The sequence below is a fragment of the Flavobacterium foetidum genome (assembly GCF_004634245.1).
Lineage (GTDB): Bacteria > Bacteroidota > Bacteroidia > Flavobacteriales > Flavobacteriaceae > Flavobacterium > Flavobacterium foetidum.
Genome location: NZ_SJTF01000022.1, coordinates 1 through 16254 on the forward strand (window position 1 = coordinate 1; position 16254 = coordinate 16254).

The 16254-nt window shown below is 35.4% G+C and carries 14 protein-coding genes and 1 pseudogene; 9 read left to right on the top strand and 6 right to left on the bottom strand.

Annotation, left to right across the window (positions count from 1 at the left end; translation table 11 throughout):
- Nucleotides 1-148: 148 nt before the first annotated feature.
- From E0W73_RS20485 to E0W73_RS20495, 3 genes are all read right to left on the bottom strand, one after another.
- Complete coding sequence (locus E0W73_RS20485) at nucleotides 149-556, bottom strand: DUF1634 domain-containing protein (RefSeq protein WP_135223910.1); 408 nt, start codon at nucleotides 554-556, stop codon at nucleotides 149-151.
- Nucleotides 543-1379, bottom strand: coding sequence for a sulfite exporter TauE/SafE family protein (locus tag E0W73_RS20490; protein WP_135223911.1), 837 nt, complete (start codon nucleotides 1377-1379; stop codon nucleotides 543-545). The genes E0W73_RS20485 and E0W73_RS20490 overlap by 14 nt, the downstream gene beginning before the upstream one ends.
- A 485-nt stretch (nucleotides 1380-1864) precedes the next feature.
- Nucleotides 1865-2857 carry a helix-turn-helix transcriptional regulator gene (locus E0W73_RS20495; RefSeq protein ID WP_135223912.1) on the bottom strand — a complete coding sequence of 331 codons (993 nt, stop codon included), beginning with the start codon at nucleotides 2855-2857 and terminating at the stop codon, nucleotides 1865-1867.
- Nucleotides 2858-2972: 115 nt separating this feature from the next.
- On the opposite strand from E0W73_RS20495, the gene E0W73_RS20500 reads away from it, so the two are divergent.
- The 4 genes from E0W73_RS20500 to E0W73_RS20515 all read left to right on the top strand — a co-directional run bounded on the left by E0W73_RS20500 (nucleotide 2973) and on the right by E0W73_RS20515 (nucleotide 8212).
- Nucleotides 2973-5354, top strand: a complete 2382-nt coding sequence (locus tag E0W73_RS20500) for a TonB-dependent receptor (RefSeq protein WP_135223913.1) — start codon at nucleotides 2973-2975, stop codon at nucleotides 5352-5354.
- A 24-nt stretch (nucleotides 5355-5378) separates the two neighbouring features.
- A complete protein-coding gene (locus E0W73_RS20505; protein WP_135223914.1) occupies nucleotides 5379-6644 on the top strand; it encodes a hypothetical protein in 1266 nt (421 codons plus the stop codon).
- Between the two features lie 129 nt (nucleotides 6645-6773).
- Entirely contained in the window at nucleotides 6774-7628 is an 855-nt protein-coding gene (locus E0W73_RS20510) for a helix-turn-helix domain-containing protein (RefSeq protein ID WP_135223915.1), read from the top strand.
- A 92-nt stretch (nucleotides 7629-7720) separates the two neighbouring features.
- The gene (locus tag E0W73_RS20515; RefSeq protein ID WP_135223916.1) at nucleotides 7721-8212 is read left to right on the top strand and encodes a hypothetical protein; all 492 of its coding nucleotides are present in this window, start codon (nucleotides 7721-7723) and stop codon (nucleotides 8210-8212) included.
- 49 nt (nucleotides 8213-8261) lie between these two features.
- Here E0W73_RS20515 and E0W73_RS20520 read toward each other — a convergent pair whose 3' ends face one another.
- On the bottom strand, nucleotides 8262-8696 hold the full coding sequence (locus E0W73_RS20520) for a DoxX family protein (protein ID WP_135223917.1): 435 nt from the start codon (nucleotides 8694-8696) through the stop codon (nucleotides 8262-8264).
- 412 nt (nucleotides 8697-9108) lie between these two features.
- Here E0W73_RS20520 and E0W73_RS20525 point away from each other — a divergent pair, with 412 nt between their 5' ends.
- Complete coding sequence (locus E0W73_RS20525) at nucleotides 9109-11025, top strand: tetratricopeptide repeat protein (protein ID WP_135223918.1); 1917 nt, start codon at nucleotides 9109-9111, stop codon at nucleotides 11023-11025.
- An 87-nt stretch (nucleotides 11026-11112) separates the two neighbouring features.
- Complete coding sequence (locus E0W73_RS20530; RefSeq protein WP_135223919.1) at nucleotides 11113-11505, top strand: hypothetical protein; 393 nt, start codon at nucleotides 11113-11115, stop codon at nucleotides 11503-11505.
- A 348-nt stretch (nucleotides 11506-11853) separates the two neighbouring features.
- Here E0W73_RS20530 and E0W73_RS20535 read toward each other — a convergent pair whose 3' ends face one another.
- Entirely contained in the window at nucleotides 11854-12417 is a 564-nt protein-coding gene (locus E0W73_RS20535; RefSeq protein ID WP_135223920.1) for a GNAT family N-acetyltransferase, read from the bottom strand.
- 160 nt (nucleotides 12418-12577) lie between these two features.
- Between E0W73_RS20535 and E0W73_RS20540 the strand changes: the two genes are divergently transcribed.
- The 3 genes from E0W73_RS20540 (at nucleotide 12578) to E0W73_RS21530 (ending at nucleotide 15642) form a co-directional block, all read left to right on the top strand.
- The gene (locus E0W73_RS20540; RefSeq protein WP_135223921.1) at nucleotides 12578-13597 is read left to right on the top strand and encodes a zinc-binding alcohol dehydrogenase family protein; all 1020 of its coding nucleotides are present in this window, start codon (nucleotides 12578-12580) and stop codon (nucleotides 13595-13597) included.
- A 564-nt stretch (nucleotides 13598-14161) separates the two neighbouring features.
- Nucleotides 14162-14548 carry a DoxX family protein gene (locus E0W73_RS20545; RefSeq protein WP_135223922.1) on the top strand — a complete coding sequence of 129 codons (387 nt, stop codon included), beginning with the start codon at nucleotides 14162-14164 and terminating at the stop codon, nucleotides 14546-14548.
- Between the two features lie 587 nt (nucleotides 14549-15135).
- Nucleotides 15136-15642, top strand: a complete 507-nt coding sequence (locus E0W73_RS21530) for a hypothetical protein (RefSeq protein WP_208730556.1) — start codon at nucleotides 15136-15138, stop codon at nucleotides 15640-15642.
- Between the two features lie 75 nt (nucleotides 15643-15717).
- Here E0W73_RS21530 and E0W73_RS20555 read toward each other — a convergent pair.
- Nucleotides 15718-16161, bottom strand: a pseudogene (locus tag E0W73_RS20555) (transposase); the annotation flags it as partial.
- Between the last annotated feature and the right edge of the window lie 93 nt (nucleotides 16162-16254).

Genomic DNA, 16254 nt, shown 5'->3' on the forward strand with positions numbered 1-16254 from the left:
AGTTGCAAAGGTTCAAAGATTCAAAGTTTTTTTGACTTCAGAATCGTTTAATTTTCTCCCGCAGATTTTGCAGATTGATTTTTTTGGATATACTTTTTTATCTGTTTAATCTGCAAAATCTGCGGGAGAAATATTTTTTTTAAATGTCCTAATGAGAAAAACCAAAGGATATGCTTGTAATAATAATCAAAATGACAATTAGCGTTATTACAACATATAGGTAATCCTTCTCTAATAAAAAGGAAAACAACGAAAGTAAAACCCTTAAAACCGGCGTCAAAAACAGCAAAATAATTCCGGTAAAAATCAATGATTCTCCGTTGCCGCTAATGGCTCCGTTGTAGACTGCAGCGATTACTTCGAAAATATTTCGGTCATTTTCTTTAAAAACAGAATAATCTTCAATCTGATTGCCGTTGTGCATTAAATACACAATTCCACCCATAAAAGCAACCGATAGCGAAATCCAAACGCCATAACGAAGCAGGTTTCCTATAATCGTTTGAAAATCTTTTTCTCCAAATTTTTCTTCTTGTACCATATTAGATTTTTCCATTTAGTCCGTTATAAATCATATTTACTGCCAAAACAAAAATGAGGCAGGCAAAAAAGATTCTCAATTTTTTCGGATTAGTTCTTACCAAAACCTTCGCTCCAGCCATTGCGCCAAACAAAACCCCAATTACGACTGGCATACAGATGCCCGGCTCGATATAACCTTTCTGGATGTAGATTACCGAACTAGCCATTGCTGTAACACCCATCATAAAATTACTGGTTGTGGTAGAAACCTTAAACGGAACGCGCATAATATTGTCCATAGCGATTACCTTAAAAGCACCAGAACCGATTCCGAGAAGCCCCGACATCATTCCGGCAACGCCCATCATACTGAAACCGCCGATTACATTTTTGGTTCCGTAACGCACAACTTGTCCGTCGTGAGTCGGATATGTCCCGTCAAGTTTTAGCTTCTTAGCCAATGGACTAGATTCTAAAACGATATGCTCTTCTTTTTTGCGAAGTGAATTAATAGCAGAAAAAATTAATGTTAATCCGAATAAGACGGCTATAAAAGAGGTAGGAGCGACAGTGGATAGAAGCGCACCACAAACGGCTCCAATCGTAGTGGCAACTTCTAGAAAAATTCCCATTCGCATATTGGTGATTCCTTCTTTCACATAAGCCGCGGCAGAACCTGAGGAAGTTGCGATTACCGAGACCAATGCGGCTCCGATGGCATAATGAATATCGACTCCAAGAATAATTGTTAAAAGCGGGATAATAATAATCCCCCCGCCAAGTCCTGATAATGAACCGATAAAGCCCGCTAGAAAGGCACCCAGAATCATAATCAGGGTAAAGGTAAGTATTGTCATTTAAAATATGTTTTTGTATTTGCTAATTTACGAATACAAATTTGTTCAGGAACTTAAATATAGCTTAAAAATTTTTTAGTATTCAGTGTTCAGATTTTAGTGGTCAGTTGTGGTTTACTTTTAAACTATATTAAGTTTTAAACTTTAACAGTCCTGAACTCATTGTTCAAAAACTGACAGAAGCAGTTTGTACCGATTACTAATAACTACTCGTTGGGTGAAATTATTTTCAACACATAGAAACATAGTTTAACTAAACGTAAAAAAGGCGTTTCACTAGTCTAAATGCACATAGTTTAAAACTATGATTCTATGTGTTAAAATGCTTTTATTTTTTAATTACACCCAACGGGTTAATAACTGATACTAATGAAGAGGTTGTTAAGTATTTGATTACTAATAGTTGATTACTGAATACTAAAGACGGGGACCAAGAACTAAGAACTAAGAACCAAGGACTAAGGACTAAGCACTAATAACAAAAACTAAACCTTAAGTCTCAACTTCGTAGGCGGATAACCGAAAATCCTTTTAAAGGCAATACTGAAATTAGAAACATTTTGATAACCAGAAAGATGACTTATTTCCTGAATCGAAAGTGTAGTATCTGCCAGATATTGTCTGGCTTTGTTCATTCTGATTTCTTGAAGATAACCAAAAACAGTGTCTCCAAAAATGATTTTAAAACCTTCTTTTAATTTGGTCTGATTGACTCCCACTTTGCGCGCCAATTCTACAATAGTGTACGGGTTATCGATGTTTTCGCGAATGATCTGGGCAGCAAATTTGATTTTTTCAACATCACCTCCTGCCAGTTTCACGGCTTCTTTTTCGTGGTCTAAACTATGATGGCTTAATGCTATGAGCTCATAAATTTTAGATTCCATATAAATTTTTCGGGTAAGTCCTTTGTAGAAACAGTTTTTAATATCCTGAATGACACCGAATATTTTGGCTCCGATTTTAATTTCGTTTTTCGAAAGCGCGGTGCTGGTATTTTTTTGAATGTTATTCAGGAAGTGATCCATTACCTTAGATTCTCCTGCATATTTGGTAAGGATGTCTAATGGAAGGTGAATGTCGAAGGTATTGTAAACAATGTCTTTCTTGAAATCGATTTTGGCGTGATTGTCTTCAGCAGAAAGAAAAGTGATGTTGCCTGACATAGGCGCTGCAAAATCTTTGACAGAACTCGGATGTACATAACCGATTTTTTGTTCAGAAAGATTAAAATGCATTTCTAACAGCGATGTTTCTCCATGTCCAGAAATAGCTACATCGTCATTTAGCTGGTAATTCCCCTGCAAAATCGATAAATCTTCCGTTATGGTATGTTCATGAAATAAAATATCGCCTTTCGGGGTTACAAATTTTATATCTTTTTCTCCTTCCAGTTCTATTTCTGCCAGCCCAGAATCAATTTTTTTCTCAGGTTCCAGAAAAGCAGCAAAATCATTCGAATCAATCTTAAAAGCCATTTTTTATACTTCTATATTCATAATTAAAACTTCCATTTTCATAAAAGCATCCCTCACTAATCAAATACTTTTGCACTGGCAAATATAATTTATAATAAGTTTAAATAAAAACAGCTTGACGTTTAAATTACACCTTTTATTCCTGTTTCTGGTTGGTATTTTTTTTGGAAATGCCTGTCCGGTTCATATTCAAATTGAAGATCATCTAGCAAATCCCTTATCGAATGCAACCGTCTTAGTCAACGGAAAAACAGTCGGAACAAGCAATAACTCTGGTATTTTGGAACTTTCGTTGGAAGAAGGAACACATCAAATAGAAATCATCAGCAAAGCTGGAATAAAACAGCAAAAGTCTATTACAATCAATTGCAATAAAGAAAATTATTTCAGATTTGCGCTAGATACTTCAGGCCATGATTCGGCTGACTTAAAAGAAGTTCTAGTACAAAACAAAACCATAAAAACCCAGCTTGAAGAATCTCCTTTTTCGGTTCAAGTAATCGATTTGAAAAAACAATATGATAAAGCAGGAGATGTAGGCGATTTTCTAAATCGTGCTTCGGGCGTTAAGCTGCGTACCAATGGAAATGTAGGTTCTCAGGTACAGATCAATTTGGGCGGACTTCAAGGTAAGGCAATACGTATTTTTAAAGACGGAATTCCGATTGAATTATTCGGACACGGTTTCAGCCTTGGTACGATTCCCGTAAACATGCTCGACAGAGTCGAAATATATAAAGGTGTCATGCCGGTTTATCTTGCTTCTGATGCTTTAGGGGGAGGAGTCAATTTGGTAAGCAGGACTTCTAATAAGAATTTCGGAGAAGTATCATACGAAATCGCTTCCTTCAATACGCACAGGGCAACAGCAAATTTTTATCTTCAAAACAAAAACAATTTATACGGCGGATTCAACGGCTCTTTAAATTATTCGGACAACGATTATAAGGTAAAAGTGCCAATTCAGAATGCTACAAATGAAGAGTTTAAAAATGTAAGACGTTTTCATGATATGACGAGATCCAATTATGCTGAAGCATTTGTTGGAGTAAAAGAAAAATCATGGGCAGACGATTTGAGGCTGACGCTAATTTATTCTGATTTCTACAAGCAAATTCAGAACGATGCACAAATGGTTAACGTTTACGGGCAGGCATTCTCGAAAGAGCAAAACTATACGGGAATGGTCAATTACAAAAAGAAGTTTTTTGAGGATAAGCTAAAAGTAAGCTTCTTGACAAATTACAGCCATTTTAATACCAGATTTGTTGATACAACAACTGTTCGCTACAACTGGAATGGTGAAATTATCGGACGAAATCTACAAGCTGGAGAAATACGTGCAGGGAATTTTCAGAAACTGAATTACAACTTCGTTTCTTCAAGATTGAACATGGAATATGAACTTTCTGAGCGCAACTTTTTAGAATTTAGCGAATTGTATCAATATCAAAGAAGAAAAGGAAGTGATCCGTTGGGAGCAATTTCTCCAATTGATGGTACCGATGTCATGACGATTCCCGCAGTTTACCAAAAAGATAATATGGCGCTGGCTTGGCGTTCTTTATGGTTTGACAGCAAATTAGAGAGCATAGCTGCAGCAAAATATTACCATTATAATACCAACGGTTATACCACAGATAATTACGGTGCGGCTTGGAAATCATCAAAAGATGACAGCGAATTCGGGTATTTGGGAGGATTAAAATGGGCAGACAAGAACTATTTGATAAAATTCTCTTATGAATATGCCACTCGTCTTCCTGATGAATCTGAAATTTTTGGAGATGCGGTCTTGATTAGGGAAAATTTGGATCTTAAGCCTGAAAAAAGCCAGAATTTAAACTTAAATGGAGAATATTCGATTTTAAGCGAAAACAGCAGTCTTACTTTTTCGGGCAGTTTGTTTTATAGAAATGCCAAAGACGGGATTTTTCTTCAGTATGATATCCCTTTTAGCAGATACATCAATTATGAGCAGACTGAAATAAAAGGTTTTGAGTTTGAAACCCATTATGTTCCAACAAAATGGCTCAACACCGGATTTAACGTAACCTATCAAGATATTAGAAGGGTTGGAATAAAGGAAGCGACTTTTAGATATCTAAACGATTCGAGGGTTCCAAATATTCCGTTTTTGTTTGGGAATTTCTGGGCCAATACCTATTTCAGAAACCTGTTTAAGGATGGCGATAATTTAAATTTTACATGGAATGCTAATTATACACATCGATTTTTTCTAGTAGCGATTCCAAAAAACCAGGAACCTTCTTTGTTCGGTCCGGTTAAGGATTTCCAAACCTCATTAATTATTCCGAAAGACGGAAGAACCGGACAGTTTTCTAATGATGTTGGGGTGTATTATCATTTTGCTTCGCATAAAACAACCTTGTCTGCCGAATGCAGAAATATTGGAGATGTAAAACTCTATGACAACTTCAATGTTCAGAGACCCGGAAGATCTTTCCATTTTAAAGTAGTTTATAATTTTTTTTAAATAAAACCATAAATCAGATCAACTATGAAAAGAAGCAATTCACTTCGTTCAGTACTGGCAGGAATAGCTGCTTGTATGATTTTATTTTCTTGCAGCAGCAATGACGATAACAATAATCCGGACAACGGAAACAACGACGATACTTTGCCAAAAAACGAAACTTGGATCATTTATAACGGCGCTGCCAACTGGAGCGGTGGTATTTATGCTTTAAAAGATAATAAATCTAGAGAAATCAACCTTTCTGGTTTGCCATTTCTTCAAGTTACTTCTTCTTTGGGAGGGAGAACATTGGATAAAACACTTTTTAAAGTAAATGATGTATCTAATACAAAACAAGGAATCAACAAAATGGGAATTGACGCTACTGGTAAAATTGTTGACCAAGGCTTCTTGCCATCTTTGTCTAGCGCTTACGAAACTAATTTCCTTATTGCAGGTCCAACAGAAGGTTACTACTGGGATAAAATAAGAGGTGGATTGAAACTTCAGAAATTCAACCCAACTACTATGGAAAGAACTGGAGAAATTGATTTCTCTTCGCTTTCAGAAGGACAGCCATTAGAGTCAATCGGGCAATTGATTATTGCAAAAAGAGACAATAAATTATACTTAGATTTATTACTAGGAGATAAAGCGGCAGGAAACTGGCAAGTAACTCCTTCGACTAATGAAGTAGCAATCGCAGTATACGACTTAACTACAAACAAAATCGAGAATGTTACCAAAATGGGAGGGACTACTAACTTAGGAGTATTCATTGACCATGTTTTATGGAGTTTAGACGAAGTTACAGGCGACTTGTATTTTGCATCTGTAAGTGACATGAAAGTACAGTCTTCTGCGCTTTCATCAAAAATCCTTAGAATCAAAAAAGGAGAAGTTAACTTTGACACTACATTTGCGCTGGACATGAAAACATATCAGTTTCCTGCTGAGTTCAACAGACTTTTTGCTCACAACGGAAAAATTTATACTACAATTCCATCAAGAGCGGTTTCTTACTACGGAGGCGGACAGCATGGGGTTAGATACAGAGACGATGTTTGGTATTGGAATGAAATTGATGTGGTTACCAAAAAAGCTACGCGCTTAAACATGCCACCTGATAATTTCTATACAACACAAAATCCATTTTTCCATAACGGAGAAATTTATTTCTTGTCAAACAGTGCTTCAGACGGTTTCTCTGGTGTAAATCAGTACAATCCTGTTACAAAAGAAGTAAAAGAAACTTTCCGTCTTAAAGAAAGCGGAAGAATCATGGGATTCAATATCATCAAAGATTAATTTGAACTTTTGTTTATAGTGAAGATGGCGCAGGAATGCGCCATTTTTGTTTTTATTAAGGTTCTCCGATTAAAGTTTTGCTCTTTCTAGGGATTAACTATATTTGAAAGTATATTAAAAAATCCCGTCTTGGTCAATAAAATCCTCACTTATTCGTTGGCGCATCATAAGAGCTTGTTTACTGAGGCTTCGAGTAAAAACGACTATTTTTACATTCAGACAACAGAACATCCTTATATAAGCGAACCTTACCGTGCAGAAAGTTATGCAATCGAATTTCTACGAAAAGGAAGCATCATTATGCAGTCTCAACTTGAAAAAGTGGTTGTAGAAGCTCCGGCCATAATTGCGCTCGGACCTTCTGTAATTAGGGGATTTTCTAAAAACAGCGATGAAATCTTGATTGATATCATTTTTTTTAAACCGCAGTTTTTTCTTAAAAACCAAGCCGATGTTTTGTTCTTAGCCAAATATTCATTTTTTGAAAATAGTAATGTCTGCAGGCTTTCGGATGCGAATGAACAAAAATTCGAACAGCTTTTTAATTTAATCAAAGAAACATCAGATAGCCAATCGGCTCATCAAGCTGCTATTTTACGAAGCTATTTATATGTGCTGATCTACGAGCTCGACGATATGCAGCAGAAAATTGAGGTTTCGGGAACTCAAAATCCATTATTCGAAAAATTCAAAACGGCGCTTTTTAAAGATTTCCTGTCTCAAAGAAGTGTTCGTTATTATGCCGATTTGCTCAATGTAAGTCGGAAATATTTATCAGAAACGGTCAAAAAGAACAGCGGCAAGACGGCAGGCGAGTGGATCGACGAAATAATAATTCTCGAAGCAAAAGTCCTATTGCAGCACAAGAATTTGACCATTAGTGAAATCAGCAACCAGTTAAATTTTCCTGACCAGTCGAGTTTTGGACGCTTTTTTAAGAATCAGACCGGAATTCCTCCCTTGGAATATCGTAAAAATCTTTAGGCAAAAAACGACTTTCTGCACAAAACCAAAGCCATACTGCACTTTTATAGCGTCTGTAAACTTCTCAATTTTGCTTCTTAAACAGAAAAATTATGGAGAAAACAGCAAAATTTGTGGTTATTATAAATGATAATGTCTTTTGGATGGCAAATAAAGCCCTTCAGTTTTACAGCAATTTATTCGGCGAAACTCAAGGTGCGAAATATGCTCAGGAAAAACTTTCCGAGTCTGAGTTGTTTAAAATTCAGAATGATTTTTCCGTTGAGATTCTGATGGTTTATGACAGAGAAACTCCGCAGTCTTTTGCAAAACTAGATTCTTCAAGATTGTCCAATCAAAATGTGGGCGCTCTAAAGCCAATCAATTTAAGCGAAACAATCTATTTTGCAACTTCGGATATAATGGTCCTTTTAAAGCGTGCCGAAGAAATCGCTCGTCAGCGCAAGCATGATTTGATTTGGGTAAAAGCATTTGCAGTAGACACTGATTTGATTGAAACGCTCAAATCATTCGATTATGAAGATTTTAGCTTTGAAGAATCCATTGCATATGAACAGCTATATTTTAGGAAGAAATTATCTTGAAAAGAATAAAAAAAACTGAAGCAATCTCTACAGAAGTGCTTCAATTTTTTTATATTCTGTTGTCAACAGCAAAATAGGTTTTCCCGATATTAGCCAAAAGTAAGGCCGCAGCGGCAGACGTCAAAACCGAATAATCAAAAGGAGCTTTTACGGAAACCGAAATTGCCATAGCAAAAGCAAAAGTAAGCATCAAGAAAGTGGTGCCTAAAGCGGCAATTCTGGTTTTGAAACCAAAAATTAGCAAAAGCGCGAATAAAATTTCCAGAAACGTTGCTATTCCGCCCAGAACTTCGGCAGTTGCTTGGTTTGCGAATGAATTAAGTGTTTGAGTGTATGCTACAAAGTTTTCCCAGTTTCCCCAAACGACACCGTTTGAATTTGGTGGTCCCCATAATCCGAAACGATCGGCTACTGCCGAAAGCATGGTGATTGCTAAAACTATTCTCAAAATTAAGCCTGCTTCTAGTATGGTTATGTTTTTCATTATTTGTAACTAATTTGTATTTGAAGTCTTTATTAACTAGTTGGGTGAAATTATTTTCAACATATAGAAACATAGTTTAACTAAACTTAAAAAAGGCGTTTCACTAGTTTAATGCACATAATCTAGCTATGTGTGGAAACTTGTTTCTTCCATTTTCTTTTTTCGGCACAAAAAACTATGCTTCTATGTGTTAAAATGCTTTTATTTTTTAATTACACCCAACGGGTTTTATTATTCTTACGTAACAAAGTTTTCTTATTTTTTTATGAACGCATTTTTTTTGTAAAAATTGCCATTTTAAAAACCCTTCTCCCTAAAAACGAAAATCATTAATTATGATGATTTGTTCTCCTGTCTCATATTTTACATTTGACTATTGGTTTTAAAATAACAGAATAGTAAAAAGAGAAATATGAAAAATTATCGTTCGTACGAAAGAGTAGAACCCATTTATTTTAGCGGTGAAATATTTTTTCCTGTCGGATTATTTTTGGCAGCTGCTACAGTTACTTACCTATTGCTTTATTTTTTGGGTCTCGGCGTTGCCATTTTTTTCAATGTGGCAATAGGTTGGCTGGGCTATTCTTATGTCTATTACTACGGCAAGCTTAATTCTAAAATCACCATCGAGTTTTTAATTGGTGTTTTTCTGATTATTCTCCTTTTGCTATTTGTAGATTATGGAGCTTATGCGTTGGTTTACTATCAAGAAACAGGTGTTTTCAACAGACTCTATTTTGCCATATGGATTTCGATTTTATTGGGCGTTCCTGCTTTTTATTACATTCGCTTGTACAGTCTGCATTATTACAAAAAGAAATCCCTTGCCGATATTTATTTCAAATCTTCTTTCGGGGTTTATCACGATAGGGAACTCCTCATGTATATTGATTCTATTGCATTTGTAAATACTGCTCAGAAATTAATTTCGAATCTGAAAATCGAGAACGACAACTGTTTTTATTCCGATGAAGAATTAGCAGAAATGAATGCGTATTCGAGAAATTATGATTTGAAAAAATCAGCTTTTTCGAGTTTGGTGTATATTCCGTTTAATGCAGATCGATTCGAAATGGCTTGGTATTCTGTGATAGAAGACCAGTATTATCAAATAAATGTTGATTTCCCGTTTCATAAAATTGTATTGGAACAAGAAAAATATCCGTTGGATGAATCCGACAGGATTAAAGGAAAAAAAGCCAAACGATTCTATCTTCAGTTGTACCAAAACGGCGGTTTTAAGCTGTACAACGAAGATGTGGTTTTTTTGGAATTTGAACAAACCCAGCCGTCGACAATTCACGAAAGTGTAAAACAGAAAAAATTGGCAGATCATCGCAGACGCCATAAATATTATAGCGATCCAGAACATTTCTCAAAGTTCATAAATTGCATAAGGACATCCAATTCCATTCAGAAAAGACGTGAAGTTCAGGAAAAACTACTACTGTGGAATCTAAAATTCTCTGGACTTAATCTTGGAAATTACATTGAAGCTTCTACTGCCTCATTTAAAGATTACAAATTAGAAAAAGAAGATGCTGCGCAATATGCGCTTCGATATTTGCCTAACCAAATTGTTTTTGTTTACAGAGGCTCTTATTTGTTTCCGTGGTTAACCATACATATCAACACTTTAAAACTCGATGAATGTATAGAAGCAGTCAGAGACGAAGCTGCTGAAGAGGTTTCGTTTCTGCTTCATTTTAGTAATTCAGACGGAGAAAACTTAGAGTTTATCGTTAAGGGCAATGAAAAACAAGTTTTTTTTAAAGACTGGGAAATCGTAATAGACGAGCGCCACAAAAAAGACATGGACGAGGAACAGTATGAAAGGCAAGAGGACGAAAAGAAAAGAGAACTTTTGAAAACAGCTTGGAATTTTGTTTTTGCAAAAAATTATGAAGAAGCCCAAAAAAACTGTGATGCCTTAATAGCAATGGATCCTAAATATGGTTTTGCCTATTTTTTAGAAGCAAGACTTTTGTGGTACACCAAGGGTTTTGAAGTTTGTTACAGCCAGAGAGATTACTTTTTTGCCAAAACAGCACACGAACCCGCAGCGCTCGCACACATTTACAATAGTTTTGGCTGTATTCTGGATTTAGAAAAGCGATATGAAGAGGCGCTTGCTTATTTTAAAAACGCAATCGAAATAAATCCGAAAGAGCCAATTTACCGCTGCAATCTTGGCGAAATGTATTATAAATTAGAGAATCCGTCTAAAGCTTTAAGAGAAGCAAAAAAAGCACAAAAACTGGGTTACGAATCGGACATGCTGACAGAAATTTTGGAAAACAGGGGCAGGATAAATTTGAAAACGGCATAAACGAAAAACCAAAAATCACTAAAAATAGTGATGTGCAGTAGCGTCGTTGAGGATACTTTTGCTCGTGTAAAATGAAAATCAAATACTATGGGACTAGCAGAAAAACGCTTAGCAGAATCTATTAAAACAGAAAAACTTCCGGCCTTTGAGGCAAAGTTAAAAGACAAAGCAGGTTATGATATAAAAGTCGATATCGACTGGAACAGCTTTACCGCTTACGACGAATATCCTTTGTCAAGATTGGAAATCGTTTTTGATGACATTGAATCTTTTGTGAAGAAAATCTGTTCAGACGATATGGGGAAAGAGGCGTTGCAGGATAAAATGACCACAATCAATTTGACTAATTCTGAAAACAATGATGATGTTAAGATGGAATTGAAAGACAAAACTTTATTCCTTACCGTACAATTGGTGCAGTCTTCTTTTAATTCGCAAACCGATTCGCAGCTTGTAAACTTTATCGAGCCACTTTTGTAGATTTTTTTATGTTTTAAATATTTTGAGAGATGAAAAGGGAGGTGTTTTTAAGACAGCTCCCTTTTTTGTTTTTTAAGTTTTAGAGTAGCAGGATGATTTTCAGCAAGGATTTGAATATGCCGCTCCTCTGGAGCTTTATTTTTCACTTGTGCCATTTAGATCTATGCATATTTAAACCCGCTGGTGTCTACTGTTGAAGATAATTTCTATTGAAAACCAAATATAAATAGCATTTAGTTTTTTTTAAGCTTTGGAAAAGCGAAATATTTATAGCTAAAAAGAAGAAACGCAACAAAAAGCTCCAGAGGAGCGGCATATTTCAAAAATCGAAGTGCCACTACCTCAAATCTAAGAGTTCGGACTTATTTGAAGGTGTTCCAGCTTTTTTCCCACAAGCCTTTTTTCGCCAACGACTTTGAATCCGATTTTTAAATAAAGGTTTTTCGCCAAAGGATTTTCTTCTTCCACTAAAAGTCCCAATGTTTCCTTGTTTTTGCAGACATATTCCTCAATCAGGAATTTTAATAATTTGGAGCCAATTCCTTTTCCCCGATGATTTTTGCTTACCCCAAGAGAATCGATATAAAACTCTCCAGCTCTAGTTTCTAATTCTGGGTCAAATTCTGGGTTAAAATGCTCTCGAACATATTCGATTATAGGTTGGCGTAAAACTTTCAAATCTGAGCCGTTATACACGTTTACGGCGCCAATTATTTTGTTGTCGGCTACGGCTACATAACAATTTTGATAGGAATACTGATTGTTTTCTCTTGCTATGAAACACAGCAGGAAATCTTTCGCAGCAGCGTAATCCTCTTTTTTAAGAAATTTATAAACGATATCCTCCATTGCAAGCAGCAAAAGAGGAGCAATGTCGGCTGCATCGGATTTTTTTGCCTTTCTGATAATCATCGGTATGAATATTTACGATACAAATTCACTCTAAATAAAATTAGCAGATCAAATACATAAAATGCCGAATTTATACCGAGATAGTATAAAAATATACCATATGTAAAATCTGTACAGCGTTTATCTTTGTTTCTATAAATTTATAAAAAGCATTAAAAATATGAAAGCAATAGGATTTAGCACCTCGTTTCCCATAGAAAACACAGCAAGTTTTATCGAATTTGAAACCGAAAAACCAACTCCGGGCGCTAGGGATTTATTAGTAAAAATAAGCGCAGTATCAGTAAATCCGGTCGATTTTAAGGTTAGGCAGAGCGCTGCAAAAGATACCGTTTTAGAGGCTCCAAAAATCATAGGCTGGGATGCCGTTGGAGTGGTAGAAGCCGTTGGAGCAGAGACAAACCTTTTTAAAGTCGGTGACGAAGTTTATTATGCTGGTGATATCACAAAGCAAGGAAGCAATGCCGAATATCAGATTATTGACGAAAGAATTGTCGGCAGAAAACCAAAATCGCTTACAATTGAAGAGGCTGCCGCAATGCCGTTGACAACTTTGACGGCTTGGGAGATTCTTTTTGACCGCATCAGAATCAGTCCTGAAAGAGACAAAGGCAAAAGTATTTTGATAATTGGAGGTGCAGGAGGAGTGGGTTCTATTGCGATCCAGCTGGCAAAAAAGATTGCAGGTTTAACCGTGATTGCTACAGCTTCTAGACCAGAAACAATTGCATGGTGCAAAGAAATGGGAGCTGATTTTGTAGTAAATCATAAAAACTTGACTGATGAGGTTAGGGAAGCCGGTTTTCAATATGTTGATTTTATTGTAGATTTTGTCGATACCAATTTATACTGGGATATAATGGCAGAACTGATCAAACCACAAGGACATATCGCCTCGATTACAGGAAGTGCAGAACCAATTGTTTTGAACAAACTAAAAAGCAAAAGTGTTTCTTTTTCTTGGGAATTGATGTACACGCGCTCAATGTATCAGACCGATGATATTCAGGAACAGCATGCTATTTTAAATAAGACAGCAGCGCTTTTGGATAGCGGAATTTTAAGACATACGCTTAAGGAAACCTTCAACGGATTGACTGCGGCAAATTTTAAAAAAGCACATCAGCAACTTGAATCAGGAACTACAATCGGAAAGATTGCAATTAAATTTGTTTTCTAATTTATTGGTTGATAGTTTTTTATTCGGTTTACTTGATTGAAAACTTAAAGTAAAAATACCGTTAAAAATACTGTGGCGGAAAGATGATCAGTGTGTTTTGGATTCATAATGTAATACTTTAGTTTTTTGTTATTAATTATTTGAAATTCAGTTTTTTGAATTTGTAATTTATGGTCAAAATAATAAGAAAGCAAAAATAACCCGAATGATTCTGACTTTTTAGAAGTTTCACTTGATGCCATAATCGAAAATAAAAACTAAAAATTAAAGAAAATAATCGAAAAACACGCTATAGATTTTACTTATAGCTGTTTTTTATGTAGTTGATTATTAGGATTTAAATTATGGTTTTTTAAAGAAAAGCATTAGGTGCTGTTTCTCCGAGTTTAGGATTTGTTTTGATTATTTTAAGGCTTGAATAAGTAATCTTTGTTGAGGTCAAGTTGATGATTTTTTTGTGTTCATTTTAATTAAGATTGCTTGGCATAATCAAAATTTTGTATTTTAGTTGGGTTGCAAAAAACATCGATTTATAATTCATTTAAAAACCCAAAACCAATTTTTATGATTTCAAAAAACACAGATTTCGGATTACTGCTTTTGCGCATCAGCGTAGGAGGTTTAATGCTTTTTCACGGAGTGGCCAAAATTCTTCATGGTATTTCTTTTTTAACCGAAAGTATGGGAGCATTTGGATACGCTGTTTATATCGGCGAAGTTTTAGCGCCTCTTGCTATTCTGCTGGGATGGCGTACAAGAATTGCTTCTGTTATATTTGTGATTAACTGTGTAGTTGCGATAGCTGTGGCGCATTCTAAAGAGATTTTCTCCATTAGCGAACATGGAGGTTACGCAAACGAACTTTTGATGTTGTACTTATTAGGTGCGTTGGCATTGTTTTTTACAGGGGCCGGAAAATATGCGGTCTCTGCAAACAATAAGTGGGACTAAAAAATGTCTTCTAAAATAGAAAAAGCTCTGAATTCAGGTTCAGAGCTTTTTTTTTGCGATTTAAAGCATCAAAAGTACAAAAAGCACTAACGTTACTAATTTGCTTTCTGTTTTGCGTACGAGGCAGGTTTTTTGCTTTAATTGATGTGGAAAAGCGATATTCAGAAACAGAACGAGATTTTTTATTTCCAAAAAACGTGACAATCTGTTATACTTATCTCATTACAAAATCTTGCACTATTCAAGAATACCGTTTTCTCTTACATACGAACTAAATGGTTTTTTGGTTTGTCTGTAAATTCATAATTTTTTTATAAAAAAGTGTTAATCTCAATAAAATGGACTTTTCTGCTGTTTTCCTCTGGCAAACACTTTAATGGTAGGCGATTCGCAGTTTATTCTCAAAAACCTGCTGTACAGTATCGTGTAAAAGCGATTTTTAGCTGGATTGAAAACTTAACATTGGCGAATTGATTTTAGCCGTATCTTTGTTACTGATTTTTTAATGTTAATTTAACAATTTGGTAACATTGAAATGTTGTATAATTCAAAATTAATTATGATAAACTTTAAATATTAACAAATTTATGGATAAAAACGTAGCCGTAAATGCAGACGGTCAGGAGCTGGAACAGCCATTGGTAACTGTTGACGAAGATCAGAAACAAGAAACTTCTCAAGAAGAAAAACCTGCAGAAGAAGTGAAGCCTAAAGCAAAAAGAACTTCAAAAAAAGCAACAATTGTTTCAGAAGAAGAAAAGACAGAGCAAGAAGATGTTGTTTCTGAAATTCAGGAAGAGCAAACTGCCGAAGTAGGCGAGCCAGAAACCGATTCTAAAACCAAAAAGAATAAAAAAATGAAAGAAAAAGACAAGAAGCAGCTTGCTGAGAAAAAAGAAAAGCTGAAAAAGAAAAAGGCCGCAGCAAAGAAAAAGGAAAAAGCAAAAGATAAAAAGAAAGAAAAAGCGAAAAAAGCGAGACTTAAGGCAAAAGCTAAAAAGAAAGAGAAAGCTAAAAAGGCCAAAGAAAAAGCTAAAGCTAAAAAAATAGCCAAAAAGAAAGCAAAAAGAGCAAAATCTAAAAAGAAAAAATAATTGCTTCCTGAAATATGATTTAGATAAAAAATGAGGTTTTAGAACCTCATTTTTTATTAATGCCTATTATGAGATTTTCTTCTGCAAGACCGATTTCTCAATTCTCTCCAGAAATTCGGGATCAAATTCAGAATAAGCTCTTAATCTGTATTTTTCGTCTCTTTGTTTCATGACCAGTCGTATTTTCTGCACCATGAGCCAAATGGGTTCGTAGCGCTTATGGCCAAGAAGATATTGGATTCTTAAAATCGAAATCTTACGATGGGTCAAAGTCATCAATTCAATGCAGATCATCCAGTAGCGAATCGGAAGATTTGAATTTTCCATCACGGTTCCCGATCGCAGACTGATTCGATTTTTGCATTTACGGCACTGAAATTTCAGGTCGATTCTTCTGAATGAATGCTCGTTGTGACCGCATTTCCTGCAAATTAATCCGTTTTTCAGGCGCTTGTTCTTAAAGTCCTCTATGCAGGCATCTTCGTTCGGATATTTCTCAAAAAAAGCTCTTAATTCCATTAATGCGATTCTGGTTTGAGTGCTAAATATAGTATTTTAAAAAATACCGTAACAAAAAAAAGGAACATCCGCAGCGAATATTCCTTTCATAAA

Excerpts from the sequence above, each read along its gene's own strand:
- E0W73_RS20520 (WP_135223917.1), bottom strand. The coding sequence starts at position 8,696 with ATGAAAAACATAACCATACTAGAAGCAGGCTTAATTTTGAGAATAGTT.
- E0W73_RS20490 (WP_135223911.1), bottom strand. The coding sequence starts at position 1,379 with ATGACAATACTTACCTTTACCCTGATTATGATTCTGGGTGCCTTTCTA.
- E0W73_RS20535 (WP_135223920.1), bottom strand. The coding sequence starts at position 12,417 with ATGATTATCAGAAAGGCAAAAAAATCCGATGCAGCCGACATTGCTCCT.
- E0W73_RS20530 (WP_135223919.1), top strand. The coding sequence starts at position 11,113 with ATGGGACTAGCAGAAAAACGCTTAGCAGAATCTATTAAAACAGAAAAA.
- E0W73_RS21530 (WP_208730556.1), top strand. The coding sequence starts at position 15,136 with ATGGATAAAAACGTAGCCGTAAATGCAGACGGTCAGGAGCTGGAACAG.
- E0W73_RS20545 (WP_135223922.1), top strand. The coding sequence starts at position 14,162 with ATGATTTCAAAAAACACAGATTTCGGATTACTGCTTTTGCGCATCAGC.
- E0W73_RS20525 (WP_135223918.1), top strand. The coding sequence starts at position 9,109 with ATGAAAAATTATCGTTCGTACGAAAGAGTAGAACCCATTTATTTTAGC.
- E0W73_RS20515 (WP_135223916.1), top strand. The coding sequence starts at position 7,721 with ATGGAGAAAACAGCAAAATTTGTGGTTATTATAAATGATAATGTCTTT.
- E0W73_RS20505 (WP_135223914.1), top strand. The coding sequence starts at position 5,379 with ATGAAAAGAAGCAATTCACTTCGTTCAGTACTGGCAGGAATAGCTGCT.
- E0W73_RS20540 (WP_135223921.1), top strand. The coding sequence starts at position 12,578 with ATGAAAGCAATAGGATTTAGCACCTCGTTTCCCATAGAAAACACAGCA.
- E0W73_RS20495 (WP_135223912.1), bottom strand. The coding sequence starts at position 2,857 with ATGGCTTTTAAGATTGATTCGAATGATTTTGCTGCTTTTCTGGAACCT.
- E0W73_RS20485 (WP_135223910.1), bottom strand. The coding sequence starts at position 556 with ATGGAAAAATCTAATATGGTACAAGAAGAAAAATTTGGAGAAAAAGAT.